The 26,243-nt window shown below is 73.6% G+C and carries 22 protein-coding genes and 1 pseudogene; 19 read left to right on the top strand and 4 right to left on the bottom strand.

Annotation, left to right across the window (positions count from 1 at the left end):
• Positions 1–92: 92 nt before the first annotated feature.
• The 7 genes and pseudogenes from FE374_RS15400 to FE374_RS15370 all read left to right on the top strand — a co-directional run bounded on the left by FE374_RS15400 (position 93) and on the right by FE374_RS15370 (position 7,075).
• The gene (locus tag FE374_RS15400) at positions 93–1,070 is read left to right on the top strand and encodes an SURF1 family protein (protein ID WP_139930061.1); all 978 of its coding nucleotides are present in this window, start codon (positions 93–95) and stop codon (positions 1,068–1,070) included.
• A gap of 47 nt (positions 1,071–1,117) precedes the next feature.
• Complete coding sequence (locus FE374_RS15395; RefSeq protein WP_230978341.1) at positions 1,118–1,513, top strand: DUF3817 domain-containing protein; 396 nt, start codon at positions 1,118–1,120, stop codon at positions 1,511–1,513.
• Between the two features lie 339 nt (positions 1,514–1,852).
• The gene (locus FE374_RS15390; protein WP_139930060.1) at positions 1,853–2,383 is read left to right on the top strand and encodes a hypothetical protein; all 531 of its coding nucleotides are present in this window, start codon (positions 1,853–1,855) and stop codon (positions 2,381–2,383) included.
• Between the two features lie 92 nt (positions 2,384–2,475).
• Positions 2,476–4,088, top strand: a pseudogene (gene guaA / locus FE374_RS15385) (glutamine-hydrolyzing GMP synthase).
• Positions 4,085–5,395 (top strand): glycosyltransferase family 4 protein, encoded by a 1,311-nt coding sequence (locus FE374_RS15380; RefSeq protein WP_230978340.1) that lies wholly within the window; start codon positions 4,085–4,087, stop codon positions 5,393–5,395. Before guaA ends, FE374_RS15380 begins: the two are co-directional and overlap by 4 nt.
• Positions 5,396–5,801: 406 nt before the next feature.
• Positions 5,802–6,305, top strand: a complete 504-nt coding sequence (locus tag FE374_RS15375) for an aromatic ring-opening dioxygenase LigA (RefSeq protein ID WP_139930059.1) — start codon at positions 5,802–5,804, stop codon at positions 6,303–6,305.
• A gap of 275 nt (positions 6,306–6,580) precedes the next feature.
• Positions 6,581–7,075: an aromatic ring-opening dioxygenase LigA gene (locus tag FE374_RS15370; protein WP_139930058.1), complete on the top strand. Its 495-nt coding sequence runs from the start codon at positions 6,581–6,583 to the stop codon at positions 7,073–7,075.
• 109 nt (positions 7,076–7,184) lie between these two features.
• Here FE374_RS15370 and FE374_RS15365 read toward each other — a convergent pair whose 3' ends face one another.
• Both FE374_RS15365 and FE374_RS15360 read right to left on the bottom strand, forming a co-directional pair.
• Positions 7,185–7,694: a hypothetical protein gene (locus tag FE374_RS15365; RefSeq protein WP_139930057.1), complete on the bottom strand. Its 510-nt coding sequence runs from the start codon at positions 7,692–7,694 to the stop codon at positions 7,185–7,187.
• Positions 7,691–9,676, bottom strand: a complete 1,986-nt coding sequence (locus FE374_RS15360) for a PspC domain-containing protein (protein ID WP_139930056.1) — start codon at positions 9,674–9,676, stop codon at positions 7,691–7,693. Before FE374_RS15360 ends, FE374_RS15365 begins: the two co-directional genes overlap by 4 nt.
• Before the next feature lie 136 nt (positions 9,677–9,812).
• On the opposite strand from FE374_RS15360, the gene FE374_RS15355 reads away from it, so the two are divergent.
• The 5 genes from FE374_RS15355 (at position 9,813) to FE374_RS15335 (ending at position 15,850) form a co-directional block, all read left to right on the top strand.
• Entirely contained in the window at positions 9,813–11,036 is a 1,224-nt protein-coding gene (locus FE374_RS15355; RefSeq protein ID WP_139930055.1) for an ATP-binding protein, read from the top strand.
• Entirely contained in the window at positions 11,033–11,713 is a 681-nt protein-coding gene (locus FE374_RS15350) for a LuxR C-terminal-related transcriptional regulator (RefSeq protein ID WP_139930054.1), read from the top strand. The genes FE374_RS15355 and FE374_RS15350 overlap by 4 nt, the downstream gene beginning before the upstream one ends.
• 112 nt (positions 11,714–11,825) lie before the next feature.
• Positions 11,826–12,167: a hypothetical protein gene (locus tag FE374_RS15345; RefSeq protein ID WP_139930053.1), complete on the top strand. Its 342-nt coding sequence runs from the start codon at positions 11,826–11,828 to the stop codon at positions 12,165–12,167.
• A gap of 101 nt (positions 12,168–12,268) precedes the next feature.
• Positions 12,269–12,751, top strand: coding sequence for a DUF456 domain-containing protein (locus FE374_RS15340; protein WP_139930052.1), 483 nt, complete (start codon positions 12,269–12,271; stop codon positions 12,749–12,751).
• 411 nt (positions 12,752–13,162) lie between these two features.
• Positions 13,163–15,850, top strand: coding sequence for a UvrD-helicase domain-containing protein (locus FE374_RS15335; RefSeq protein WP_139930051.1), 2,688 nt, complete (start codon positions 13,163–13,165; stop codon positions 15,848–15,850).
• Between the two features lie 31 nt (positions 15,851–15,881).
• Here the strand turns inward: FE374_RS15335 and FE374_RS15330 are convergent, their stop codons facing one another.
• A complete protein-coding gene (locus FE374_RS15330; protein WP_139930050.1) occupies positions 15,882–16,490 on the bottom strand; it encodes a hypothetical protein in 609 nt (202 codons plus the stop codon).
• Positions 16,491–16,698: 208 nt separating this feature from the next.
• Here FE374_RS15330 and FE374_RS15325 point away from each other — a divergent pair, with 208 nt between their 5' ends.
• The 7 genes from FE374_RS15325 to FE374_RS20120 all read left to right on the top strand — a co-directional run bounded on the left by FE374_RS15325 (position 16,699) and on the right by FE374_RS20120 (position 25,747).
• Complete coding sequence (locus FE374_RS15325) at positions 16,699–18,342, top strand: sensor histidine kinase (protein WP_139930049.1); 1,644 nt, start codon at positions 16,699–16,701, stop codon at positions 18,340–18,342.
• Positions 18,339–18,992, top strand: a complete 654-nt coding sequence (locus FE374_RS15320) for a response regulator (protein WP_139930048.1) — start codon at positions 18,339–18,341, stop codon at positions 18,990–18,992. Before FE374_RS15325 ends, FE374_RS15320 begins: the two co-directional genes overlap by 4 nt.
• 115 nt (positions 18,993–19,107) lie before the next feature.
• Positions 19,108–21,051, top strand: coding sequence for an acyltransferase family protein (locus tag FE374_RS15315; RefSeq protein ID WP_139930047.1), 1,944 nt, complete (start codon positions 19,108–19,110; stop codon positions 21,049–21,051).
• A 189-nt stretch (positions 21,052–21,240) separates the two neighbouring features.
• Entirely contained in the window at positions 21,241–22,407 is a 1,167-nt protein-coding gene (gene sucC, locus FE374_RS15310) for an ADP-forming succinate--CoA ligase subunit beta (RefSeq protein WP_139931637.1), read from the top strand.
• A 15-nt stretch (positions 22,408–22,422) separates the two neighbouring features.
• Positions 22,423–23,343, top strand: a complete 921-nt coding sequence (gene sucD, locus FE374_RS15305) for a succinate--CoA ligase subunit alpha (RefSeq protein WP_139930046.1) — start codon at positions 22,423–22,425, stop codon at positions 23,341–23,343.
• A gap of 216 nt (positions 23,344–23,559) precedes the next feature.
• Entirely contained in the window at positions 23,560–23,964 is a 405-nt protein-coding gene (locus FE374_RS15300) for a DUF1801 domain-containing protein (RefSeq protein WP_139930045.1), read from the top strand.
• A gap of 154 nt (positions 23,965–24,118) precedes the next feature.
• A complete protein-coding gene (locus tag FE374_RS20120; RefSeq protein WP_139930044.1) occupies positions 24,119–25,747 on the top strand; it encodes a cell division protein PerM in 1,629 nt (542 codons plus the stop codon).
• Here FE374_RS20120 and FE374_RS19400 read toward each other — a convergent pair.
• Positions 25,735–26,157 carry a cytochrome d ubiquinol oxidase subunit II gene (locus FE374_RS19400; protein WP_139930043.1) on the bottom strand — a complete coding sequence of 141 codons (423 nt, stop codon included), beginning with the start codon at positions 26,155–26,157 and terminating at the stop codon, positions 25,735–25,737. The two genes, FE374_RS20120 and FE374_RS19400, sit on opposite strands and share 13 nt — an antisense overlap.
• Positions 26,158–26,243 lie beyond the last annotated feature (86 nt).

Below are 26,243 nucleotides of genomic sequence, written 5' to 3'. Positions count from 1 at the left end.
TGCTTTGCGCGCCCCTGCGCCCCTCCTGAGCGGCCGGTTTGTGCCCGACCGCACAGGTCCGAGGCACACCTGCGGGCACGTAACCTGGGCCCGTGGACCTACGCCCCGCCACCGACCAGCGTGACGCCGGCGAGCACGGCGACAACACGGCCGACGGCGTCGTGCCAGCCGGCCGTGCCGACCGCGCGCGCGCCGGCGACGGCGGTGCGCCCCGCTGGCGCGAGCGTGTCACCGGTGGGCGGTCCGACTTCCTGCGGGCGGCCGTGACCCCGCGTCTCATCGGCCTGTTCGTGCTGCTGCTCGCGGCGGCCATCGTCTGCGTGCGGCTGGGGGCGTGGCAGCTGGACCGCGCCGCCATCCGCGGGGCGGCCGAGGCCGAGCAGGGGCACGCCGAACGGCTCGCGGCTGACCCGGTACCCCTCGAGGACGTGCTGCGCGCCCAGACCTCGTTCACGGCCGAGGAGCTCGGCCGGTCGATCGAGGTCACGGGCACCTTCGTGCCGGACCAGCAGGTGCTCGTCCCCGACCGGGCCGTGGAGGGGCAGGACGCCGACCTCGTCGTCACCGCACTGCGCCTGACGCAGGGCCCGGACGCCGGCGCGATGCTGCCGGTGCTGCGCGGGTGGGTCCCGGCGGAGGCGATCACGACCGACGGGGGGACCGCCGCACCCGCCGACGCCGCCACCGCCGCCATCCTCGAGGTGCCGGTGGGGGAGCGCACCGTCACGGGCCACCTCGGCGGCTCCGAAGCCGCCGTTGCCGCCGACTATCCCGACGGCATGGTCGGGGCGATCAGCTCGGCAGAGCTGGCGAACCTGTGGGGCGGGCCGAGCTTCAGCGGCTATCTGGTCGAGTTCACGCAGGCGCCGGACGGCACCCGTACGGCGAGCGACGGCGCTGGTCTCCCGCACGCGCCGCCCCCGGGCATGGCGGTGGATACCGGCCTGAACATCCAGAACCTGGCCTACGCCGTCGAGTGGGTGGTGTTCGGTGGCTTCGCGCTGTTCCTGTGGTGGCGCATGGTGCGCGACGAGGTGACGTACCGCCGGGAGGAAGCCGAGCTGGCGTGAGTCCGGTGAGAGACTGGGAGCCCGTTCGAGAGGAAGAGGTGACGGACGTGCCCCAGACGCACGACGAGGCGAGCATGGACGCCGCCGCCCAGGTGGAGCGCAAGACCCGCAGTGCCTTCTCGTACTACAGGATCATGGCGTTCGTCACCGGCACGATGCTCCTCATCCTGTGCCTCGAGATGGTCCTCAAGTACGTGTTCAACGACGGCCGGCCGGTGCTCGGCACCTGGGTCGCGATCGTGCACGGCTGGATCTACGTCATCTACATCGTCACCGTCTTCAACCTGTGGTCCACGATGCGGTGGGGTTTCGGCCGCATGGTCGCGCTGGTGGCCGGCGGTGTGGTTCCGGTGCTGTCCTTCGTGATGGAGACCCGCGCGAAGAAGTGGGTGGAGGCCGATCTGCCGGCGCTCACCGCCCGCGCGGCCGCACGGGCGCGCTGAGCGGGCCCCTGGGGTGCGCTGAGCGGCCCCCGCACGGGCGCGCTGAGCCGCCCCCTACCGGGCGCGTCTCCCCGCCGGAGGTGCTCGACGCTCAAACGAGGTCGCCCGATTGGTCGGTTTTTCGACCAATCCGGCGACCTCGTTTTCGTCTGGGCGGCCCGGGATGTCATGGCCCGCACGGCGGCCGAGAACGCGTGAGCCGGGCGAGGCGGTCTCAGGTGCGACCGGCCGCGTCTCGGGTGGTGGGCGGGTGCGGCCACCGCGGCACCGGCGGATAGCGTGACCGCGCCGGACGGGCGTCAGCCGGTGCGGCAGGGGGCAGCGGGACACAGGGGGAGCATGATGCGCAAGGTCAGGGCAGGGGTTCTCGGAGCGGCAGCGGTGATCGCGGCCGGCGGGCTGGTGGCGGGCTGCACGGCCGCGGCGACCCCCGAGGGCTGGACCCGGTTGGAGAAGGGTTGGCTCGCCGTCGACGTCCCGAAGGCCTGGGTCGAGGTGGCGATGGACCAGACCGGACCGTACGACGTCGTCCTGCAGGACACCGAGTCCACCGACGACGCGCAGTACCAGTTCGCCGCGGCGACCGAGTTCGGCACCGAGACCGCCCGCGCCACGATGGGCACGCTGGACGCGCAGGCGCCGTTCGGGGCCCTGGACGGCGACGGTGGGCTCACCGAGCTGGACGCCGACGGCGACCTGGACCTGTGGCGCTGGGACTTCACCTTCGACGACGGCGCCTACCAGGGCGTGAGCTGGGCCGCGCACGACCCGGCCACCGAGCGCACCGTCGTCGTGCACCTGACCGGACAGGAGCTGCCCGAGGACACGGTGCAGCACATCGAGGACAGCATGGAGGTCCTCACCGACTGACCGAGCTGAGTGGGCTCGGCGGCGACCCGCTGACCCGCTCAGCGCGGGATGGCTGCGCGCCCGGGTGGCGGGCCGCGCCGTATCCTGGCCGCGTGAGCAACCCAGAACAGCCGAGCCCGACGGCGACCGAGCCTGACCGCGCCGGCACCGAGCGCCCCGTCCTGGTGATCGACTACGGGGCCCAGTACGCCCAGCTCATCGCCCGCAGGGTGCGCGAGGCCAGCGTCTACTCCGAGATCGTCCCCCACACCGCCAGCACGGAATCGATCCTGGCCAAGGACCCCGCGGCGATCATCCTCTCCGGTGGCCCCGCGTCGGTCTACGCCGAGGGTGCGCCGGCCACCGACCCGGCCCTGTTCGAGGCCGGGGTGCCGGTGCTGGGCATCTGCTACGGCTTCCAGTCCATGGCTCGGGCGCTGGGTGGCGAGGTCGCCCACACCGGCGCCCGGGAGTACGGCTCGACCGTGGTGCAGGTGGCCGGCGCCGGTGACCTGCTGGCCGGCTCGCCCACCCAGCAGACCGTGTGGATGTCCCACGGCGACGCGGTGCACGCCGCCCCGAGGGCTTTGAGGTGCTCGCCTCCTCCGAGGGCTCGCCCGTCGCCGCGTTCGAGGACCGGCGCCGGCGCCTGTACGGCATGCAGTGGCACCCCGAGGTCAAGCACTCCGTGCTCGGCCAGGAGGCGCTCGAGCGGTTCCTGTACGACGGCGCCGGGCTGGAGCCGAGCTGGACCCCCGGCAACGTCATCGCCGAGCAGGTCGAGGCCATCCGCGCCCAGGTCGGCAAGGACCGGGTCATCTGCGGCCTGTCCGGCGGCGTGGACTCCTCCGTCGCCGCCGCCCTGGTGCACCGCGCCGTCGGTGACCAGCTCACCTGCGTGTTCGTCGACCACGGCCTGCTGCGGGCGGGAGAGGCCGAGCAGGTCGAGCAGGACTTCGTCGCCGCGACCGGGGTGAACCTCAAGATCGTCGACGCCTCCCAGACGTTCCTCGACGCCCTCGCCGGCGTCACCGACCCCGAGACCAAGCGCAAGATCATCGGTCGGGAGTTCATCCGCGCGTTCGAGCACGCCGCCCGGGAGGTGGTCGCCGAGGCCGGCGACGCCGAGGGCGAGGTGAAGTTCCTCGTGCAGGGCACGTTGTACCCCGACGTCGTGGAGTCCGGCGGCGGTGAGGGCGCGGCGAACATCAAGTCCCACCACAACGTCGGCGGCTTGCCCGAGGACCTGCAGTTCGAGCTCGTCGAGCCGCTGCGCACGCTGTTCAAGGACGAGGTCCGCGCCGTCGGCCTCGAGCTCGGTGTGCCCGAGCAGATCGTGTGGCGCCAGCCCTTCCCCGGCCCCGGGCTGGGCATCCGGATCATAGGCGAGGTCACCGCCGAACGCCTGGAGATCCTGCGCGCCGCGGACGCGATCGCCCGCGAAGAGCTCACCAAGGCCGGCCTGGACCGCGACATCTGGCAGTGCCCGGTGGTCCTGCTCGCCGACGTCCGCTCCGTGGGCGTGCAGGGCGACGGGCGCACCTATGGCCACCCCGTGGTGCTGCGGCCCGTCTCCTCCGAGGACGCGATGACCGCGGACTGGTCCCGCGTGCCCTACGACGTCCTGGCCACCATCTCCACCCGGATCACCAACTCCGTGCCCGAGGTCAACCGGGTGGTCCTCGACGTCACCTCCAAGCCCCCGGGCACCATCGAGTGGGAGTGAGGCCGGCCATCGCCCGCATCGTCCACATCTCCGACTGCTACCCGCCGCGAGTGGGCGGGATCGAGACCCAGGTCCACGACCTCGCCGCGCGACAGGCCCGGGCGGGGCACGAGGTCCACGTGCTCACCGCCACCGGGGCGCCGGGTGCGCCGGCGGGTGCGGAGACGGTGGCCCGGTCGGTGTCGGCGGCTGCGGGTGGCGTGGCTGAGCGTGCCGACCAGCCCGGGGGTGCCGGTGAGGCGCAGGTGCACCGCTTCGCCTCCCGGGTCACGTTCGGGCTGCCGGTCCACCCGCGGGAGGCGACCCTGCTGCGGCGCGCCTTGGCCGAGCTGAGGCCCGACGTCGTCCACGTGCACGTCGGGGTGGTCTCCCCGTTCGCCTACGACGGCGCCCGTGCCGCCCGGGCGCTCGGCCTGCCGCTGGCGATGACCTGGCACTGCATGCTCGACGGCGTCGTCCCGCTCCTGCGCGTCGGCGCGGCGCTGGCCGGCTGGCGCCGTTCCTCGGCCGCGCTCTCTGCCGTGTCGGCGGTCGCCGGCCTGCGGGTGGCCGAAGTGATGGCGGTGCCCCAGGAAGAGGTCCGGGTCGTTCCCAACGGCCTCGACGTGACGGCGTGGGCGCCGGCCCTGATGCCCACCGGCGGTCCGGGCGGCCGGTGGGCCGGTGCGCCGGCGGAGGCGCCGCTACCGCCGGACGGGCCGCTGCGCGTGGTCGCGACCCAACGGTTGGCGCCCCGGAAGCGCCCGGTGCCCCTGCTGCGGATCATCAACCAGGTGCACGAGCGGCTCGGCCGCGACAACGCGGGCCACCCCCGCGTGCACCTCACCCTCATCGGCGCCGGGCCCACCGACCGTGCCGTCCTTGCCGAGATCACCCGGCTGGGGCTGCAGGACGTCGTCGAGGTCACCGGCAAGCTGCCCCGCCCGGAGGTCAAGGCGCGCTACCGCGACGAGCACGTCTTCATCGCCCCCGCACGCCTCGAGGCCTTCGGGATCGCCGCCCTCGAGGCGCGGGCGGCCGGGCTCGTGGTCGTGGCCGGTCGGGGCACCGGAGTCAGCGAGTTCGTCCGCGACGGCGTCGACGGCCTGCTCACACCCGACGGCTCGGACGGCCTCCGCGACACCGCCGCTGACGAAGCCCTCGCAGACGCGCTGGTGCGGCTCGCTGGGGCGGACGGCCCGCTGCGCGACATGCTCGCGCACAACCGGTCCACCCCGCCCGCCGCGGACTGGGCGGACGTGCTGGCGGCCGCCGACGCGCTCTACGCGCGGGCCCAGGACCTGCGCGCGGTAGCAGCGGGTAGCTGAGCACCGCCGACGGCGTCGCACGGCTGAGCGGACCCCGGCTGTGCTGGAGGGTGGTAGTACAAAACCCAGGCTATGCCTGAGTTTTGTACTACCACCTTGGTCATGAGCGCGAGGGTGGTCGCAATGATTGGCCCGCCGAGCGGGAGGGGTCGGAGCCTGGGCCTATCCGGTGGTTGTGTGTGCCTGAGGGTCGGCCAGCGCACCGTCGAGCGGCTGCGTTCCGGGACCCGAGGCGCCGGGACCTTGGGCCCCGGGACTTTAGGCCCCGGGACCAACGTCGCGAATCCACCGGAACAGGTCCCTTTACATTTTCCGTGCGGACAGCGGTTCGGGCGAAATGCCCAGACCGTCCAGCTACACGAGCCGGCTCTCGGTGAGCCGATACAGGATCCGGAAAGGACCCGTCATGAACTTCAAGCCCGCCAAGGTCACCGGGATCGTTGCGATCGTCGCCGGCATCATCTTCATCCTCGCCGGTGGGGTGACGTGGGGCCTGATCACCTCGAACCTGGCCGAGCAGAACATCACCGTCGCCGGGGACTCGAAGATGCTGCCCGGTGACGACGTCAACGGCCCCTTCTCCGCCTTCGCCGAGGCGCAGATCATCGACGAGCACGCGATGACCGCCACCGAGGGCCGCACGTACGCCGAGCTCGGTGGGCTGGTCAAGGAGGCCGAGGCCGCCGGTGACACCGCCCTGGCCGAGGAGCTGCAGGGCCAGCGCACCACGGTCATGAACGCCTCGTTCCTGCGGGCCTCGCTGTTCACCTCGGTCGTCGCCTACGGCGTCGCCGCCCTGGTGATGGGCCTGGGCGTCATCCTCGCCGTCATCGGCTGGACCTTCACCGGCCTGGCCAAGACCGCCCCGGTGACTGTGGTCTCCGAGCGTCGCGAGCGCATGGCCGTCTGACCCCGCCGTCCGACCCAGCCGGCATCCGGCATCACGAACCCCGTGAGCGATCTTCGCCCACGGGGTTTCGTGCTGTCTCGCGCCGCCAGGCTCGGCACTGGCGTGTGTGACTCGGGCCACCGGCCTCGGTAGCGTGGCGCGACGCCGGACGGGACCTTGGTCGTGCATTCTCCGTTGCGGAGCATCTACTTTTGGGATGTACACAGACAAACCGGACCTAACAGGGCGCATCGCCCAGGTGCCGGAGTGACCAGAGCTCGACGAAAGGGATCGAAATGAACACCAAGCCCGCGAAGGTGACCGGGATCATCGCGATCATCGCCGGCATCATTTTCATTCTGGCCGGCGGGGTCACCTGGGGCCTGATCACCTCGAACCTCAACGAGCAGAACATCACCGTCGCCGACGACTCGCCGATGCTCGCTGGCGACAGCGTGAACGGCCCGTTCTCCGCGTTCGCGCAGGCGCAGATCATCAACACCCACGCGGAAGCCGCCACGAACGGCAAGACCTACGCCGAGCTGGGTGGCGAGGTCGCCGCGGCGCAGGAGTCCGGCGACACGGCCCTGGCGGAGGAGCTCCAGACGCAGCGCACCACGATGATGAACGCCTCGTTCCTCCGGGCCTCACTGTTCACGTCCGTGGTGGCCTACGGCGTGGCCGCCCTCGTCATGGGCCTCGGCGTGGTGCTCATCCTGGTCGGGTGGGCGTTCAGCTCCCTGGGGCGGACCACTCCCGCCGCGACGACGCAGTCGGCTTCGACCGTCTGACATCTTCCGGCCGCCGTATGGCCTCACCACCACACGGACCCCGTGGGCGAGGATCTCGCCCACGGGGTCCGTTCTGTGCCGGCCGACGCTCAGCGCGCCCGGCCGCTGCTCAGGACGCCCGTCCGGCGCCTTCCGTCAGGCCGGACGGCCGCTTGCGCAGCAGCGGCGTGAGCAGCAGCGTCAGCGCGGCCAGCACCAGCAGGCCGATCAGCGCGAGCTGCAGGTCGATCCGGAAACCGAGCGCCACAAGGATCGCGGCGACGCCGCACACCGTGAGGACCAGCCCGAGGATCAAGGTGCCCGACCGGGGACCGCGGGGCCGGGGGGCGGGGGCCGTGGCCGCAGACCACACCGGCGGTGCCGGTTCGTTCAGCGACTCCTGGCTGTAGGGCGTCCGGGTCTCGGTCGTCGACGTCGAGCCCTGGCCGTGCAGCGTGTGGGTGTCGGTCGATGTCGAGCCCTGGCCGTGCAGCGTGTGGGTGTCGGTGACGGCGGGCCCACGGCCTTGCTCGAACAGCGAGGTGGTGTCATCCGTGGGGTCGGATGCCGGTGAGGAGGTCGGCCGGGGCTCGGGTGGGCCCTCGGGTCGGTCGGTCGGGGTGTTCTCGTGCGTGGTCATGACAGCTCCTCAGAGGTGACGGCGGTGAGCCCGCTGGGTGTGGCGGCCTGCCCGGTCGTCGTGGTGTCCGTGGGGGTCTCGGCTGGCGCGGTGGGCGTCTCGGTCGATTCGCTCGGTGTCTCGGCTGGCGCGCTCGGCGTCTCGGTCGCCTGCGTCGCCGCGTCCTCGACGACGTAGACGCGGCCGGCTCCGGCGTCGATGTCGACCACGATGTCCGGCTTATCGGCGAGGGCCTCCGGCGACCACAACGAGGTCTCGACCCCGAGCCCGCTGGACCAGTTCTGGCGGAACCGGGCGCCGTCGTCGAACGACGTTCCGGCGGTGCCACCCGTGGACCAGCCGGGGCCGGTGCGGGACTCGACCGCGCCCGCCCCCATGTCGACGTCAACCCGCACCGCGGCATCGGCCGGCACCCGCACGGTGATGTCGCCGGCGCCGACGTCCACCGGGATGCGCAGGCCGGTCACGTCGCCGAGCTCGCGCAGGTCGAGGTCGAGGTCACCGGCGGCGAGCTCGTAGCCGCGGGCCGCCTCCGTGGTGTCGGTGGGGGTGGCGTTGAGGTTGCCCATCCGCCCCGAGACGCTGAGGTTCAGCGGGATCGTGGCGGCGGCGATGGTGCCGGGCACCACCAGGACCGCCAGGATGATGCCCAGCACGGCGAGCCCGCCGCCGCGCCGGCCACGCGCCCCGGAGATCAGGACACCGAGGCCGAGCAGGCTCAGCACGACGCCGCTGATCAGCAGCGGCAGCTGCCAGCCGACGGGGTTGATGCGGTCGAACAGGAGCAGCGCCGCCACGGCGAGCAGGCACAGTGCCAGGACGACGGCGACGATCGCCTGGCCGGGACCGGGCGTGACCGGGCGCGGAGGAACGGGCGGTCGGGGGACCGAGTACGGCTGCGCCGTGGTCGTCGTGGTCGGGTAGGGCCGCGGGGCTGGAGAGGGGGTCGGGTATGGGTGCGGTGCGGCGGCGGGCGCCGCGAACGACTCGGGACCGCGCGGTTCCGCAGTGGTCCCGGCGGACCACACAGGTCCACCAGCCTGGCGCCAGTCGGTCGCCGACGGGGCCGGCGTGCCGGTGTCGCCTGCCGCGGCGGACCACGTGGGGGTGTGGCCGGCGGCTGGACCCTGCGACGCGGGGGGCGCCTGCCAGGTGGGCGGCGGGCCGGCCCAGCCGGCCGGGGGAGCGGGCGGTCGGTGACCGCGGCCGCGGCGGACCAGGGCCACGATGCCGACCACAATGAGCGCGACGGCGGCGAGCGGGATGAGGGACCAGAAGAACCCGTCGCCCCACCACCACCAGTCGCCCCACCAGGTGCCGGGGCGGGAGAGCCCGATCACGGCGAAGGCGATGGCGCCGGCGAGGGCGGCATCGACATTGCCACGCAGCGCCTCCTGGAGGTGGATGCGGCCGTCGGACTCCTCCGGCAGCAGCGCCCAGGCGACGCCGTAGAGCAGCATCCCGAGCCCGCCGAAGAGGGTGAGGACCACGAGAATGCCGCGCACGAGCAGCGGGTCGACATCGAGGCGGCGGGCCACGCCCGCGGCCACGCCGCCGATCCACCGGTCCTCGCCGCGCCAGATGCCGGTGCGGCGCATGGAGTCGAAGAAGCCCGAGGTGGGCGTGGGGCGGGGACCCGGCGGGGGACCGTACGGTCCCCCGCCGGGTGCGCCGGGGCCGCCGAAGCCGGGTGCGCCGGGGCCGCCGAAGCCGGGTGTGCCCGGGCCGCCGAAGCCGGGTGTGCCCGGGCCGCCGAAGCCGGGTGTGCCCGGGCCGCCGAAACCTGGGCCGCCGGGGCCGCTGCCGAAGCCTGGACCGCCGGGTGCACCGCCGGTGCTCCCCGGTGCGCCGTAGCCGCCGGCGCCCGGAGCTCCCGGACCGCTGGCGTGCTGGTCGTTCCCGCGCGGGGCGCTGCCGCCCGGGCCCGGGTCCTGCTGGTCGCCCCGTGGCTCCGCGCCGGAGGGCATGTCGGTGGTGTTCATGGTCTAAGCCAACCGCCCCGGGCCGTGCCCCGACCATGGGGGACCCCCCTGGTCCGACCCTGATGTTGCCCCGGCACCACCCTGGAAACCCTGCCAGGACGTGGGTTCCGGCCCCGTGACGTGTGACGATGGGGCCGTGTTCACCGCACCGCCCGCTCCCCGCACCCGGCTGCCGCTGCGCCGTCCGCGCACCGGCCGGGTCTTCGGTGGTGTGGCGGCCGGCCTTGCGGCGCACCTGGGGTGGCCGGTGACCGCCGTGCGATGGGCGTTCGTGCTCACTAGCTTCGTGGCCGGCGCCGGCGCCGCCCTGTACGTGTGGCTGTGGGTGACCGTGCCCGTCGGCGACCCGCACGACGCCGTCGCCCCCGGCCGCACGCGCCTCGCGCCCCGGCTGCGCGTGGGCCAGCTCTCGCCCGCCGCCCGGGACATGACGGCCGCCGTCGTCCTGCTGGGCTCGGCGGGCCTGCTGCTGCTGTGGCGCACCGACGTCACCCAGCCCGCCACCTGGCTCGTGCCCATGCTCGTCGTGGCCGCCGGTGCGGCGCTGGCCTGGGGCCAGCTCGCCGAGGTGGCCCGCACCGGGGTCAGTGCTCGCCGGCGTGGCGGCGTCGTCGTCCGGGTGGTCGCCGGGGTCGTGCTGGCGGTGCTGGGCGCGCTGCTGCTGGTGGGGCGGGGCGAGAGCCCGATGGTGCTGCTGCGCGGCGCGGCAGCGGGCCTGGCGATCGTGGCGGGCGTCGCCGTCGTCCTCGCGCCGCTGCTGCTGCGGCTGGTGCGCGAGCTCGGCTCCGAGCGGGAGGCCCGCGCCCGGGAGGCCGAGCGCGCCGACATCGCCGCCCACCTGCACGACTCCGTGCTCCAGACCCTGTCGATGATCCGCTCCCGCGCGGCCGGCAACGAGGACGTCGCTCGCCTGGCCCGTGGGCAGGAGCGCGAGCTGCGCGAGTGGCTCTACACCGACCGCCCCGCCCCGGGCACCTCCACCGCCGACGACGTGCGCCGGGTGGCCGCGGAGGTCGAGGACCGGCACGGCGTGCCGATCGAGGTGGTCACGGCCGGGGACGCCGTCCCGGACGCCGGCACCCCCGCGCTCGCCGCCGCCACCCGGGAGGCGCTGGCGAACGCCGTCGTGCACGGGCGGGCGCCGGTGAGCCTGTACGTCGAGGTGGGCGCCGAGCGGGTGGAGGTCTTCGTGCGCGACCGCGGCGAGGGCTTCGACGTCGACGCCGTGCCCGCCGACCGGCACGGCGTCCGGGAGTCGATCATCGGGCGCATGCGCCGCCACGGCGGGGCCGCGCAGATCCGCACCCGGGCCGTGGGCACCGAGGTGCACCTGACCATGCCACGGAAGGAACAGGAATGAACCAGTCAGCCGAGGCGCGCAAGATCCGCGTCCTCCTCGTCGACGACCACGCGCTGGTCCGCGCCGGGGTGCGGGCCGAGCTGGCCAGCCACGCGCCGGACATCGACGTGGTGGGGGAGGCCGACGACGTCGAGGGCGCCGTGGCGGCGGCGCACGCGCTGCTGCCCGACGTCGTCCTGCTCGACGTGCACCTGCCAGGCGGCCGCGGGGGCGGGGGTGCCGAGGTGGTCGCCACCTGCACCGACATCCTCGCCACCACGAAGTTCCTCGCCCTGTCGGTCTCCGACGCCAGCGACGACGTCGTCGCCGTCATCCGCTCCGGGGCGCGCGGCTACGTCACCAAGGCCATCACCGCCGACGACCTCGCCGACGCCGTGCGCCGCGTGGCCGCCGGGGACGCCGCGTTCTCCCCGCGCCTCGCCGGGTTCGTCCTGGACGCTTTCGGCACCGGCGCCGCCGACATCGCCGTGCACGACGACGAGCTCGACCGGCTCACCGCCCGCGAGCAGGAGGTCATGCGACTGATCGCGCGCGGCTACGCCTACAAGGAGGTGGCGGCCGAGCTGTTCATCTCGATCAAGACGGTCGAGACCCACGTCTCGGCCGTCCTGCGGAAGCTGCAGCTGTCCTCCCGGCACGAGCTGACGCGGTGGGCGGCGGCGCGGCGCCTGCTCTAGGTGGTGCCGCGGGGCGGCTCGGCGGGACCCCGCCCACCTGTGACCAGTACCTCGCCAGCGCCGACCACGCCGACGTGACGACCTGTCAGATTCCCCGCTTAGGCTGTCCGCTATGGACATCCTCACCGGCGTCATCCTCGTCATCCACATGATCGGCTGGGCCATCGTGCTCGGCGGCGCGCTCACCACCATGCGCAAGCCGCGTATCGCCAACGGCGTCACGCATGGCGCGCTGACGGCGCTGGTCGCCGGGATCCTGCTCGTGGGGCTGGCCGAGATGGGCGACGGGGACGTCAACCACGTCAAGATCGCCGTCAAGCTCGTGGTCGCGCTCGTCATCACCGCCATGGCCCTCTACGGTTCGAAGAACCAGGACAAGGTCACCACCGGCTACCTCGGCGGGCTCGCCGGCCTCACGGTGCTCAACATCGCCGTGGCCGTCCTCTGGCGCTGACCGTCACGCAAGACCCGGCCGGCTCGAGCGGCTGGCCCGAGCGGCTGGCCCGAGCGGCCGGCCCGGACCTGGCCTGACCCGCACAACGAGAGGCAGACAGCGTGGCACCGTTCGGTGAGCTCCTCGTCGGGGCCGTCATCCTCGTCGGGCTCGTCGGCGCCGTCGTCCAGCTCTACCCCGGCGGCCTGCTGGTGCTCGGGGCCGTCGGCGTGTGGGGCGTGGTCACCGGCGGCGTGGTGGGCTGGACCGTCCTGGTCATCGCCGCCGTGGCGGTGCTCGGCACCGGCGTGGCCAAGTACCTCCTCGCCGGTCGCTACCTCACCCGCGCCGGGGTGCCCGGCGGCACCCTGCTCGTCGGCGGGGTGCTCGGTGTGGTCGGGTTCTTCGTCGTCCCGGTCGTGGGTCTGCCGCTCGGGTTCGTCCTGGGCGTGTTCCTCGCGGAGATGGGCCGACGGCGCAACCAGGGTGAGGCGTGGCGTGCCACCGTGGTCGCCATGAAGGCCACCGGGCTGACCATCCTCATCGAGCTTGCCGGCGCGCTGGTCGCCACCGGCGCCTGGGTGGTCGGTCTGCTGCTCACCTGAGGTGTGGCTCGGGGCATCTCGCCACACCTGTGGCGCCGGGCATGGAGTACGAGAGGGGTCCGCCGGGAAGGCCTCTTGATAGCGAGGAAATGCTGCGCCGTGCCGACCAGCGCCTCGTTGCCGACGCCGGTCTGCGGCGTGATCGTGCGAGAGCGTGCTCGATGCGGCGAGACCTGCAGATTCCGACCGAGACCTGCTGTTCTGCCAGCAGGTCTCGGCGCAACTAGCAGGTCTCGGCGCAACCAGCAGGTCTCGGCGCGATCTCCAGCCGGTGAGCGAGTCAGGTGATGCGCGCCGGGTGCACCGGGCACCTCGCCCGAGGTGTGGCCCCGAACCTGTGGGCGCCGGCACTCCTGACCTGTGGGCGCCTGGCCCCGCATGTCGGCGGCGCCGCTTACCCTTGGCAGTGCGATGACATCTTTGTTCGACAACCTGCCGATGACCGGTCTGTCCGCCCAGGACCTGCCGCCGCTGCCCGCTGCCGTCCCCCCGCGGGACGGGCCCGACGCGAGCTGGGCGGCCGTCGAGCCGCCAGCACGAGACCTGCCCGAGCCGCCCGCGGACGATCCCGTCGCCCGTGCGCGCCGCCACGCCGGGCTCGATGGCGCCTCCCGGCCCGAGCGGAAGCGGCTCGACCCGGCCCAGCTCGTCGAGGGCCTCAACCCCGAGCAGCGCGCCGCCGTCCTGCACGAGGGTGCGCCGCTGCTCATCGTCGCGGGCGCCGGCTCGGGCAAGACCCGGGTCCTCACCCACCGCATCGCCCACCTGCTCGCGACCGGCCGGTCCCGGCCCGGGGAGATCCTCGCGATCACCTTCACCAACAAGGCCGCCGCCGAGATGCGCGAACGCGTCAGCGAGCTCGTCGGCCCATCCGCCCGGAACATGTGGGTCTCCACCTTCCACTCCGCGTGCGTGCGGATCCTGCGCCGCGAGCACGCCGCGCTGGGGCTGCGCTCCACCTTCTCCATCTACGACGCCGCCGACTCGCAGCGGCTGATGACCCTGGTGTGCCGCCAGCTCCAGATCGACCCCAAGAAGTACCCGCCCAAGGTCTTCTCCCGGAAGGTCTCCGACCTCAAGAACGAGCTCGTCGACCCGGAGGACTACGCCAAGACCGTCAGCGAGTCCAACGCCTTCGACAAGGCGCTCGCCCAGGCCTACGCCCTCTACAACGACCGGCTGCGCCAGGCCCACGCCCTGGACTTCGACGACCTCATCATGACCACGGTCAACCTCCTGCAGGCCTTCCCGCAGGTGGCCGAGCACTACCGGCGCCGGTTCCGGCACGTGCTGGTCGACGAGTACCAGGACACCAACCACGCCCAGTACGTGCTGATCCGCGAGCTCGCCGGCGTGCACCGTGACGCCGACGCGGCCGGCGCCGGGGTAGACCGGGACGCGGACGGCGCTGGCGACGACGGCCTGCCGGCCGCGGAGCTGACGGTGGTCGGTGACGCGGACCAGTCGATCTACGCCTTCCGCGGCGCAACGATCCGCAACATCCTCGAGTTCGAGGAGGACTACCCCTCCGCCACGACGATCCTGCTCGAGCAGAACTACCGATCCACCCAGAACATCCTCACCGCCGCCAACGCGGTCATCGCCCACAACCCCGGCCGCCGCGCCAAGAACCTGTGGACGGACGCCGGCGCCGGCCCGCTCATCGTCGGGTACGTGGCCGACTCCGAGCACGAGGAGGCCCGGTTCATCGCCGAGGAGATCGACCGCCTCGGCGACGACGTCGGCACCCGGCCGGGCGACGTCGCCGTCTTCTACCGCACCAACGCCCAGTCCCGGGCGCTGGAGGAGGTGCTGGTGCGCACCGGCATCCCCTACAAGGTGGTCGGCGGCACCCGCTTCTACGAGCGCAAGGAGATCAAGGACGCCATCGCTTACCTGCGTGCGGTGGCCAACCCCGACGACGCCGTCAACCTGCGCCGCATCCTCAACGTGCCCAAGCGCGGGCTGGGGGACCGGGCCGAGGCCATGCTCGCCGCGCACGCCGAGCGTGAGCGGGTCTCCTTCGGCCAGGCCATCGCCGATGCCGCCGCCGAGCCGGGTGAGCTGCGCGAGGGTCAGCCGGTGCCCGAGGTGATCGGTCTGGCCACCCGGGCCCGCACCCAGGTGCGAGGCTTCCACGAGCTCATGACCGGGCTGCGGGACATGCTCACCAGCGGCGCCATCCCGGCCGAGGTGCTCGACGCCGCCCTGGACCACTCCGGCTACCTCGCCGAGCTGCGGGCCAGCGAGGACCCCCAGGACGCCACCCGGGTGGAGAACCTCGCCGAGCTGCACGCCGTCGCCGCGGAGTTCTCCGAGCAGGACCCCGACGGCGACCTCGGCGACTTCCTCGAGCGGGTCGCCCTGGTGGCGGACTCCGACCAGATTCCCGACGCCGACGGCGTGGACGCCGGTCAGGTCACCCTGATGACCGTGCACACCGCCAAGGGCCTGGAGTTCCCGGTGGTGTTCGTCACCGGCATGGAGGACGGCACCTTCCCGCACCAGCGGTCCTTGACCGAGGAGGACGAGCTCTCCGAGGAGCGGCGCCTGGCGTACGTGGCCCTGACCCGCGCGCGCGAGCGGCTCTACCTCTCCCGGGCCGCGGCCCGCACCGCCTGGGGGGCGCCCCAGCAGCTGCCCGCCTCCCGGTTCCTCTCCGACATCCCTGAGGAGCTGGTGGACTGGCGCCGGGCCGAGTCCTCGATGGACGCGATGCGCTCCCGGCCGGGCGGCTCCGGCGGCTGGGGCGGGGGGTACGGCTCTCGCGGCGGGTACGGATCCCGGGAGGGCTTCGGCTCACGCGAGGGCTTCGGCCCGCGCACACCCGGCGGCTCCGGCGCGCGCAGCGGACCGGTGCGCACCGGCAAGCTCGGCGCCACCACGTCGACCGGCGCCAAGTTCGGCTCGGCCACGCCCCGCGCTGACTCGGACGTTCCCGGCCTGGACATCGGCGACAAGGTCACCCACGACAGCTACGGCGTCGGCACCGTCATCGGGCTGGAGGGCGCCGGGTCGTCCGCCGTCGCGAAGATCGACTTCGGCGGCGGACAGACCAAGCGTCTGCTCCTGCGCTACTCCCCGGTGACGAAGCTGTAGGGCCTACTCCCCGGCGACGACGCGGTTTGGCCTACTCCCCGGCGACGACGCTGTCACGCGCACGAGATGGTGCGACGGCCGGCGTAGGAGCGGTGCGTCCCAGCAGGGCCACGCCAAAGAACTGCAGCGCCTCGGCGTAGGCCGGGTGGGCGAAGTCCGACCCGATCGCCGCCAGCAGAAGGGCCAGGGCGAGGCCGGCGCCGACCGCCGTGAGCAGGACGGCGGGCAGCCGCATCCCGGTCCGGCGCAGCAGCAGGACGCCCAGGACCGTGCTGACCGGGAAGCCGAGCACGAACCCGGCCGTCGTGAGGCCCAGCAACCAGGCCGGCCCGTCCCCGGGGACGGCCAGCCCGAGCAGGAACGGGACCGCGAGCATCGCCAGCAGCGCGATGAGCACGCGACGCACCCACCGGACGGCGGCCCGGCCGCCGTCGATGCGGCGGGCATGAACCACCAGGACGGCGACGAGCAGCGCGTAGAGCAACCCGTGCGTGGCGTTGGCGACGTACTCCGCCCAGGCGGGGCCGCCGTCGGCGAAGACCGAGAACTCCCCGGTCAGGCCGTGGGTGATGGCGTCGGTCAGGGCGATGACGGCAACGGCGGTGGCCGCCACCAGCGCGGCCCAGGTCAGGCGGGTCATGGCACGTCCTTCGGGTGAGGGGCGCACCGGTGTACGCCGACCCCTGGACGGTAGGAGCCGGCCACGGCTGGGGGCGTCCTGCGCGGCGCACCGGGTGAGTGCCTGCGCCGTCCGTCGCGACGTGGCCAGATCTGATGCGTGGGGGACGAGGGCGGGTCGTCCGCGAGGAGGACGTCCGCCGCCTGGGGGCGGCCCTACGCTCGGCATCGTGCGCGCGCTGCGGCGGGAGAACCTCGGCATCCTCATGGGGGCCGTGCTCATCGGTGCCCTCACGGGCGCCCTTCTGCGTGGCACCGTCGCCGACGCGCTGTTCGTCTCCTGCCTCGCGCTCGGCGTCCTCCTTGCTCTGCGGCATCTCGTGGGTGCGGTCCTGCGGTGGCGGGCCGCCCGCGCCCGCGCGGTCGAGGTGTCCGCGTTGGAGCCGGGCGCCGTCGCCCGGGCCGCGGTGCGCGAGGAACGTGGCCGCCTGGGGGCCGACATCCAGGCGGTGGTGCGGGCGGCGATGGTCGAGATGCGCGACGCCGCCCGGCGGGCCGTCCAGTTGTGGGACGCCGACCCGGTCGCCGACCTCCGCCGGATCCAGCGCGCGGGGTCGTCCGCCACGAGTGAGCTGCGGCGCATGCTCGGCCTGCTGCGCGAGCCCCCCGAGCCGGTGCCAGTGACGGCCTCGGGTCGAGGCGGCGCGCGGATCCGCCGCCAGGACGTCCTGCTCGCCGCGCTCGCGGCCGCCGACGTGCTCGCCGAAGCGGTGATCGCCCACCGGATGGCCTGGCCGGAGGCGGTGTACGTGACGCCCGTCGCCGTCGTTCTGACGGTCCTCGCCGCCCTGACTGTCCTGGGTCGCACCCTCGCGCCCGGTGCCTCCACCCTCCTGCTCGCCGTCCTCCATGCCACCGGGACGCTGCTGGGGCACCCGGTGATCGAGGGGGCGTGGATGCTGGTCACGGTCGGCGCGCTCGGCTGGGCGTGCGGGGCGTGGGAGCGCCGCCTGGTCTGGGCGCTGGCCGGACCGGCCGCGCTCGTCCTGGCCCTGGTCCACAAGCACGCCCAGTACCGGCCCGAGAACCTCTTCATCGCCCTCGTCATCCTGGGTGTGGCGCTGTTCAGCGGGTTCATGGTCCGTGTGGTCCGCAGCCGGGCGGACCACGCCCGACGGGTCACGGGCGCCCGTGAGGCCGCGCTCGGGGCCGCGTCCACCGCGGCCGTGCGGGCCGAGCGGCTCACGGTTGCCCGTGAGCTCCACGACCTCGTCTCCGGCGCGGTGGGCGTCATGGTCATGCAGGCCGGGGCGGCCGAGATGCTGCTCGCCACGGACCGGGCCGCCGCGCGCCGGGCGCTCGACGTGGTCCTGACCACGTGCGCCCACACCCTTGCGGAGCTGGACCGGTTCCTCGCCGCGGAGGACGGCTTCCGGGGCGCCGTCGGCCACGACCTGACGGACCTGCGGGGACTCGTGGACCGAATGCGGCTGGCGGGGCTCGCCGTCGACCTCACGGTGACCGGCGACACCGCCGCGGTCATCCCCACGGTGTACCGCGTCGTGCAGGAGTCGCTGCTCAACACGCTGCGGCACGCCCCGGGTGCCCGCGCGTCCGCGGAGCTGGCCGTCGCGGGCGGCACGGTGCGGGTCGTCGTGGTTGACGACGGACCCGGGCCCGGCACCGACACCCCCCGCGGGTTCGGGCTCGTCGGCCTCGCCGAGCGTGTCCAGCACGACGGCGGTGCGCTCATCACCGGCGCGGGACCGGACGGGACCGGCTTCCGGGTGGAGGTGGAGCTGCCGCTTCCCGCCGGCGCCGCCCCACCGGTGCCAGGCGCGGGGCGCGCGCTCACCGGGACGGGGACGCCATGACCGTGCGCGTGCTGCTGGTCGATGACCATGACCTGCTGCGGCAGGGACTGGCTGCGATCCTCGGGACCGACGCAGGCCTGGACGTGGTGGGCGAGTGCCCCGACGGCCCGAGCGCCGTGCGTCGCGCCCGCCTGCTGGAGCCCGACGTGGTGCTCATGGACATCGAGATGCCGGGCGGGGACGGACTGACCGCCACCGCCCAGATCCTCGCCGCCCAGCCGGCCGTCCGCGTGATGGTGCTGACCACCTTCGACCTGGACGAGTACGTGCTCGCCGCCCTGCGCGCCGGCGCCAGCGGGTTCCTGGTCAAGACGATGCCGCCGGCAAAGATCGTCGCGGCCGTCAAGGCGTGCGCGGCCGGGGAGACGATGCTCGGTCCTACCGTGCTCGACCGGCTCGTGGCGAGCTACGTGCAGCGGCCGGACGCCGCCGCGTTCCCGGGCCTGGACACCCTCACCGACCGGGAGCGGGAGGTGCTGCTCGCCATGGCGAAGGGCCTGTCCAACGTCGAGATCGGCGAGGCGCTCTACCTGGCCGAGACCACGGTGAAGACCCACGTGACCCGCGTGCTCGCAAAGCTCGGTGTGCGTGACCGCGTGCAGGCGGTGGTGATCGCCCACCGCAGCGGCCTGGTGACCGGGAGCGGCTGAGGAGCCGTGAGGTTTCCCTCGAGGATTCGCTGTGGGGCGCCACCGCGCGCCGTCCGCGGTGATGTGGGTGGGCGCCCATAACCTCGACCTCAGCGGAGCGGTCGAGGAGGTGGCGATGACTACCCAGGTGCAGCAGGACCGTGACAAGAGCGCGTCCGGCACGACGGCGGGCAGCGCGCCGGCCGGGCGCATCGAGGGGCTCGACGGCTTGCGCGCCATCGCCGTCGCCGCCGTCCTGGTCTTCCACCTGCGTCCGGCGTCGCTGCCCGGCGGGTACCTCGGGGTCGACATGTTCTTCGTCGTCTCCGGGTTCCTCATCACCACGCTCCTGCTGCGTGAGCTCGCCACCAGGCACCGGATCGACCTGCCGAAGTTCTGGCTGCGACGCGCCCGCCGGCTGCTGCCCGCCCTGGTGACGGTGGTGGTGACCACCGTGCCGCTGGCGTGGCTGGCCGAGCGAGACCTCCTCGTGGGCGTCGCCCGCCAGACGCTCGGTGCCCTGACCTTCTCCAGCAACTGGCTGGAGGTGGCGGCCGGGTCGAGCTACTTCACCGCCACCTCGCCCCAGCTCTTCGTTAACTTCTGGTCCCTGGCCGTGGAGGAGCAGTTCTACCTGCTGTGGCCGCTCGCCCTCGTCGTCATCGTCGCGGCGGTCCCACGCGCCCGCAGCCGCGCCATGGTGGCGCTCGGGGTCGCCGCCGTGTCGGCGGTCCTCATGGCGGTGCTCCACGAGCCCGGGCAGGACGCCACGCGGGTGTACTACGGGACGGACACGCACCTGTTCGGTCTCATGCTCGGCGCCGCGCTGGCCTTCGCCTCGGCGGCGCCGGGCGGCGGCCCCGTTGGGGCCGCGCAGTGGCGACGCTGGCGCGGGCCGTCGACCCTGGTCGCGCTGGGTGGCCTGCTCGCACTGATGCTCACCCTGGACCAGGGCGCCACCTGGACGTTCCGCGGCGGGATCGTGCTCGCCTCGGTGTTCACGGCCGTGCTCGTCGCCGCGCTGCTCGGCCCGGCCGGCCCGTTCCAGCGCCTCCTGCGTGCCCGCCCGCTGGAGTGGCTCGGACAGCGCTCCTACGCGGTCTACCTGTGGCACTGGCCGGTCATCCTCATCGTCGGCGAGCTGGTGCCCACCGCCCAGGACTCCGCCGGGCACTGGCTGGTCCGGGGCGCGGCGCTCACGATCACCCTGGCCCTCGCCGCCGTCTCGTTCCGGCTGGTCGAGCAGCCCGTCCGCAGCCTCGGATTCCGTGGCACCTGGTCACGGGCTCGGGCCGCGCTGACCAGCCGGCTGCCGGGCCGCCGCGTGCTCGCGCGCGTCGTGACCGGTGCCGCCGCGCTCGCCGTCGTCGCCACCGTGGCGGCCGTCGCCGTCGCGCCGGAGCGCTCGCGGACCCACGAGCAGCTCCTCGCCGGTCAGGAACGTGTCGAGGACTCCGCCGAGCGGGCGGAGGTGGTAACACCGTCGCCGGCCACCGACTTCTCGATGCCCACGGGGGAGGAGATCACCGGCTTCGGCGACTCCATCGTCGTCACCAGCGCCGACGGCCTCGAGGTGCGTTTCCCCGGCCTCATGCTCGACGCCGTCTCCAACCGCCAGTGGCCCGACGGCGAGACCGCCGTCCGCGACCGGCTCGCCGACGGCACGGTGCGCCGGGCGGTCTTCCTCGACTACGGCACCAACGCGGGCGTCGACGACGAGGCCCTCGTCCGGCGGGTGCTCGACGCGCTCGGACCCGACCGGTTGATCGTGGTCGTCAACCTCTACGGCGGCAGCTACTGGGTGCCTGAGGCCAACGCCACCCTCGCCGGGATCGTCGCCCGCTACCCGAACGCGATCGTGGCGGACTGGCACGACGCCATCTCCGCCCACCCGGAGCTGCTCCAGTCCGACGGGATCCATCCGGACCTCGACGGCGCCTACCTCTATGCCGACGTCGTCGCGGGTGCCTTCGCCGAGCTGTCGGAGCGCCTGACCGGCGTGCCGGTGAAGGAGGTGACGCCGTCGGCCATCGAGGAAGCCGGGACGTCGGCGCAGGCCACCACCGTGACCGCGCAGTAGGCTGGCCGCGGGCGTGCCCCGGTCGGCCCGGTGGTCACGCGCCCGGGGCAGCCGTCCGCCCTGAGATGTGCTCGCCAGGGGCCGTCCGCACTGTGGGGCGGGTGCGTGACCGGGGCCACGGCGCGCTAGGCTCCTCGAGATGTCTCGATGTCGAGGCATCTAGTGATGCCAATGGAAGGACGCAGCGGGGTGGACCTCTTCGAGTACCAGGCTCGGGACATTCTCGAGAAGCACGGCGTGCCCGTGCTTGGCGGGATCGTCGCGACGACACCGGCCGAGGCACGTGCCGCGGCAGAGCAGCTCGGCGGCGGGACCGTCGTCGTCAAGGCCCAGGTCAAGATCGGCGGGCGTGGCAAGGCGGGCGGCGTCAAGCTCGCGCACAGCCCCGAGGAGGCCGAGGCGCGCGCCGAGGAGATCCTCGGCATGGACATCAAGGGCCACACGGTCCACCGCGTGATGATCGCCGAGGGCGCCAAGATCGCCGAGGAGTACTACTTCTCCGTCCTGCTCGACCGGTCCGAGCGCCGCTATCTCGCCATGGCGTCCGTCGAGGGCGGCATGGAGATCGAGCAGCTCGCCGTCGAGCGCCCCGAGGCCCTCGCGAAGGTGCCCGTGGACCCGACCGTCGGCATCGACGCGGCCAAGGCCAAGGAGATCGTCGACCAGGCCGGCTTCGCCCCCGAGGTGGCCGACGAGGTCGCCTCCGTGATCCAGAAGCTCTGGGCGGTCTACGACGGGGAGGACGCCACCCTCGTCGAGGTCAACCCGCTGGTGCGCACCGAGGACGGGGCGGTCATCGCCCTCGACGCCAAGGTCACCCTCGACACCAACGCCGACTTCCGCCACCCCGAGCACGCCGAGCTCGAGGACAAGGCCGCCGCGGACCCGCTCGAGGCCAAGGCCAAGGAGCTGGGCCTGAACTACGTCAAGCTCGACGGCGAGGTCGGCATCATCGGCAACGGTGCCGGGCTGGTCATGTCCACCCTCGACGTCGTCGCCTACGCGGGCGAGGAGCACGGCGTCAAGCCCGCGAACTTCCTCGACATCGGTGGCGGCGCGAACGCCGAGGTCATGGCCAACGGCCTGGACGTCATCCTGGGCGACCCCCAGGTGAAGTCGGTGTTCGTCAACGTCTTCGGCGGCATCACCGCCTGCGACGAGGTCGCCAACGGCATCGTCAAGGCGCTGGAGATCCTCGGCGACAAGGAGACCAAGCCCCTCGTGGTCCGCCTGGACGGCAACAACGTCGAGGAGGGTCGCCGGATCCTCGCCGAGGCGAACCACCCGCTGGTCACCATGGCCGACACGATGGACGGCGCGGCCGCCAAGGCCGCCGAGCTCGCGGCCGCGAAGTAAGGGACGTATACAACAATGTCGATCTTCCTCAGCTCCAGCTCCCGCGTCATCGTCCAGGGCATGACGGGCGCGATGGGCCAGATCCACACCAGCCGCATGCTCAGCTCGGGCACCCAGATTGTCGGCGGCGTCAACCCCCGCAAGGCCGGCACCAGCGTCGACTTCGACGTCGCCCCGATCGGGCCGGGCGCCGAGTCCCGCCAGGCCGGCCAGGTGTCGGTGCCCGTCTTCGGCTCCGTCGCCGAGGCCAAGGAGGCCACCGGGGCGGACGTCTCGGTGATCTTCGTGCCGCCGGCCCACACCAAGGCCGCGGTCCTCGAGGCCGTCGACGCCGGCGTCCCGCTGATCGTCATCATCACCGAGGGCGTCCCGGTGGACGACACCGCCGAGTTCTTCACCTACGCCCAGTCCAAGGGCGTGCGGCTCATCGGCCCGAACTGCCCCGGCATCATCACCCCGGGTGAGTCCAACGTGGGCATCACCCCGGCCAACATCGCCCAGCCGGGCCGCATCGGGCTCGTCTCGAAGTCCGGCACGCTGACCTACCAGATGATGTACGAGCTCGGTGACCTGGGCTTCTCCACCTGCATCGGCATCGGTGGCGACCCGATCATCGGCACCACGCACATCGACGCCCTCCAGGCGTTCCAGGACGACCCGAACACCGACCTCATCGTCATGATCGGGGAGATCGGCGGCGACGCCGAGGAGCGGGCGGCCGAGTTCATCAAGGCCAACGTCACCAAGCCGGTGGTCGGGTACGTCGCCGGCTTCACCGCACCGGAGGGCAAGACCATGGGCCACGCCGGCGCCATCGTCTCCGGTTCCTTGGGCACCGCCGAGGCCAAGAAGGTCGCCCTCGAGGCGGCCGGCGTCAAGGTCGGCAAGACGCCGTCGGAGACTGCGCGCCTGGCGCGCGAGCTGCTCGGCGCCTGACGCACGACCGCGCGGGGGCAGTGCGCGCACACCCTGCACACGCCGCGCGCCCCGTGCGCCCCTGTAGCCCGCGAGATGTCATCTTCTCCGCGAGAAGTACCGAGAAGATGACATCTCGCGGGCGCGCGCATCTCCCCGTCCACGGCCCACGGCCCAGGTCTCGGGCCCACGGCTCGCGATCCGTGGGTCGTCGGGTGGGTCGGGCATCATGACCCCATGAGCGAGAACGCCTTGCGGCCCACCGACGCCTCACCGACCGAGGTCATCGAGAAGGCCGAGCCCGCCGGCCGCCGCGAGGACGCGCAGGTCCTCCTCGAGCTGATGCGCCGTGTCACCGGGACCGCGCCCGTCGTCTGGGGCGCCGGGATGATCGGCTTCGGCGAGCACCACTACCGGTACGAGAGCGGCCGCGAGGGCGACGAGTTCGTCGTCGGCTTCGCTCCGCGCAAGGCCTCGATGTCCGTGTACGGGCTGCTGCGCGAGGAGGCCGCGCCGCTGCTCGCCCAGCTCGGCCCATACAAACGCGGCGTGAGTTGTCTGTACCTGGGCCGCCTGAGCAAGGTCGATCTCGACGTGCTCGAGCAGCTCGTCGCCCAGGCCTGGGAGCGCGGCGGAGAGTAGCGCGGCGGGGTAGCCCGACGGCGAGCCCACCGACCCGCTCGGAGCGCTGCCCGGCGCGCCATGGCCCCGGCAGGGCGAGGATCACCCGGTCAGCGACCGACACGCCGCCCGCGCGTCCGGCCACCGGCCCCGAGCAGGCCGGACGATGGTTGTGATGCCCACCGCCGACCCCACCGCCCCGCACGTCATCGACGCCCCGACGACGCGTGCCCACCGCACCCTGCCGTCCGGCTGGCTGCGCGGGCTCGTCGCCGGCGTGGAGGCGGCGATGCTCAGCTGGCTCACCGTGGTGATCCCGGCGGTGGCCACCTACGTCGCGACCGCCGCCGCGCCGGCGCTCGGCGAGGCTTCGTGGCAGGCCGCGGCCGGTCTCGGCACCTCCCTGTGGCTGCTCGGGCACGGCGGGTCGATGACCCTGGCGCCCGGCGCCACCCTCTCGGTGATGCCGCTCGGCGTCACGCTGCTGAGCCTCGCCCTCAGCTACGGCGCCACCCGCCGGATGCGGCTGAGCACGGCCGGGGCCGCCGCGTTCGTCCCCGCCGGCTTCGCCCTGGTCGCGTTGATCGCCTGCGGCCTCGCCGCGGTGCCCGGCGCGCGGCTGCTCGCGCTGGCGGGCACCGTGCTGGTGTCGGCGGTTGGCGCCGGTCTCGCACTGTGGCGGGTGGGCGCGCACGTCGGCTGGTGGTCCCGCGCCTGGGCACGAATCCAGACGGCGGTCATCGCCGGGCTGGCGGGAGGCGCCCGCGCGGTCGGCGCGCTCGGCCTCCTGGCCGCCGCCGCGGCGACGGTCGCCGCCGTCGCCGGCTGGGAACGGGTGCTGCAGGTGCAGGGCGCGTACGCGCCGGACGTGGTCAGCGGCGTAGTCATGGTCCTCACCCAGCTCCTGTTCGTGCCCACCGTGCTCGTGTGGGCCGGCGCCTGGCTCGCCGGGCCCGGGTTCGCCGTCGGGCAGGGCACGCTGTTCAGCGCCGGCGAGGTGGTCGCCGCCCCGTTGCCCGCCGTCCCGATGCTCGGTGCCCTGCCGTCGCCGGGCAGCCCGGCGCTGGGGTGGGTGGTCGCACTGCCGGTCGTCGTCGGTGCGCTCGTGGGATGGTGGCTGCACCGCCGCCGTCGGCAGGACTCGCTCGCCGGCGCAGCCTCGGCGGCGCTCGCCGCCGGCACGACGACGGCGCTCGCCGCCCTGGTCATGTGCGCGGCCGCCGCGGGCTCGATCGGCGCGGGTCGGATGGCGGTGATCGGTCCGGAGCCGCTCGCCGTCGCGGGCATGCTGCTGGTGGAGGTCGGGGGAGGTGCGCTGCTGACGGTGCTCGCCCTGCACCCCGCCACACGTGCGGCGATCGGTGCCCGGGTGGCGGGGCTGCGTGAGCGGTCGTCGCACACGGAGGCGGCCTCGGCTTCCGGCACCTCGGCCCCGACGGCGAGCAACGTTGCCTCGGCGAGCGCCGCAGCCTCGCCGGCCCGGGCGGCGACCAAAGCCGGCAGCGGGCGCAGCGCCGCGACCCCACGAAGCGCCGCGACCGGGCGAAGCTCCCCGACCGGGCGTAGCGCCGCGACCCCGGACGCCGCGACCACCGGCGGCGGAGACGCCGCCGGAGGCGGCACCACCGAGGACGCCACCGACAGCCCTCTGGCCGCGCCCGCCCCGACGTTCACCCGCACCAGCCGCGACGCCCACGACCGCAAGAGCGGTGCCCGCGACACCGGCGGCTGGGGCGGGACCCGCCTGTCGGAGTGGTCGAGTCCTCGGGACGGCTCACGGAACTCAGGCCCTCAGGACGCCTGACGCACCATCTGCTGCATGTTCTGCAGCCGCTCGTCCAACAGCCGTTCGAGCCGGCTGCTGCAGGCGTCGCGCGCCTGCTCGGTCAGCGCCTCCCGCAGGCAGGAGGAGTACGCGTCGTACTCGCGCCACAGCACCACCTGGCTCAGCGACGCCATCCCCAGCACCGCGGCGAGCACGAGGCCGATCGCGAGCACCGGCGTCATCGCACCGCGGATGCGCGAGACCCGCACCTTCACCAGCGCCACCACGCCGGCGACGAGTGCCAGCACGCACAGCACGCCGGACAGCAACGGCCACGGCCAGGGCAGGGTGAAGAGGCCGATCCCCATGCCGGTCAGGAGCAGCACCCCGAACCGGCGGACCCACCGCAGCGCATCGGTCTGGGCCGCGGCAGGCGGGTCCGGTTCCACGGGGCGCACGCCCGACGGCGGCGCACCCGGCGGCACGCCCGGCGGCACGCCCGGTGGCGCTGGCGGCGGCGGCGCCGCGGGCGGAC

Origin of the sequence: Georgenia yuyongxinii (assembly GCF_006352065.1) — a bacterium.
Lineage (GTDB): Bacteria > Actinomycetota > Actinomycetes > Actinomycetales > Actinomycetaceae > Georgenia > Georgenia yuyongxinii.
This window is presented reverse-complemented; position numbering and strand designations above follow the sequence as displayed.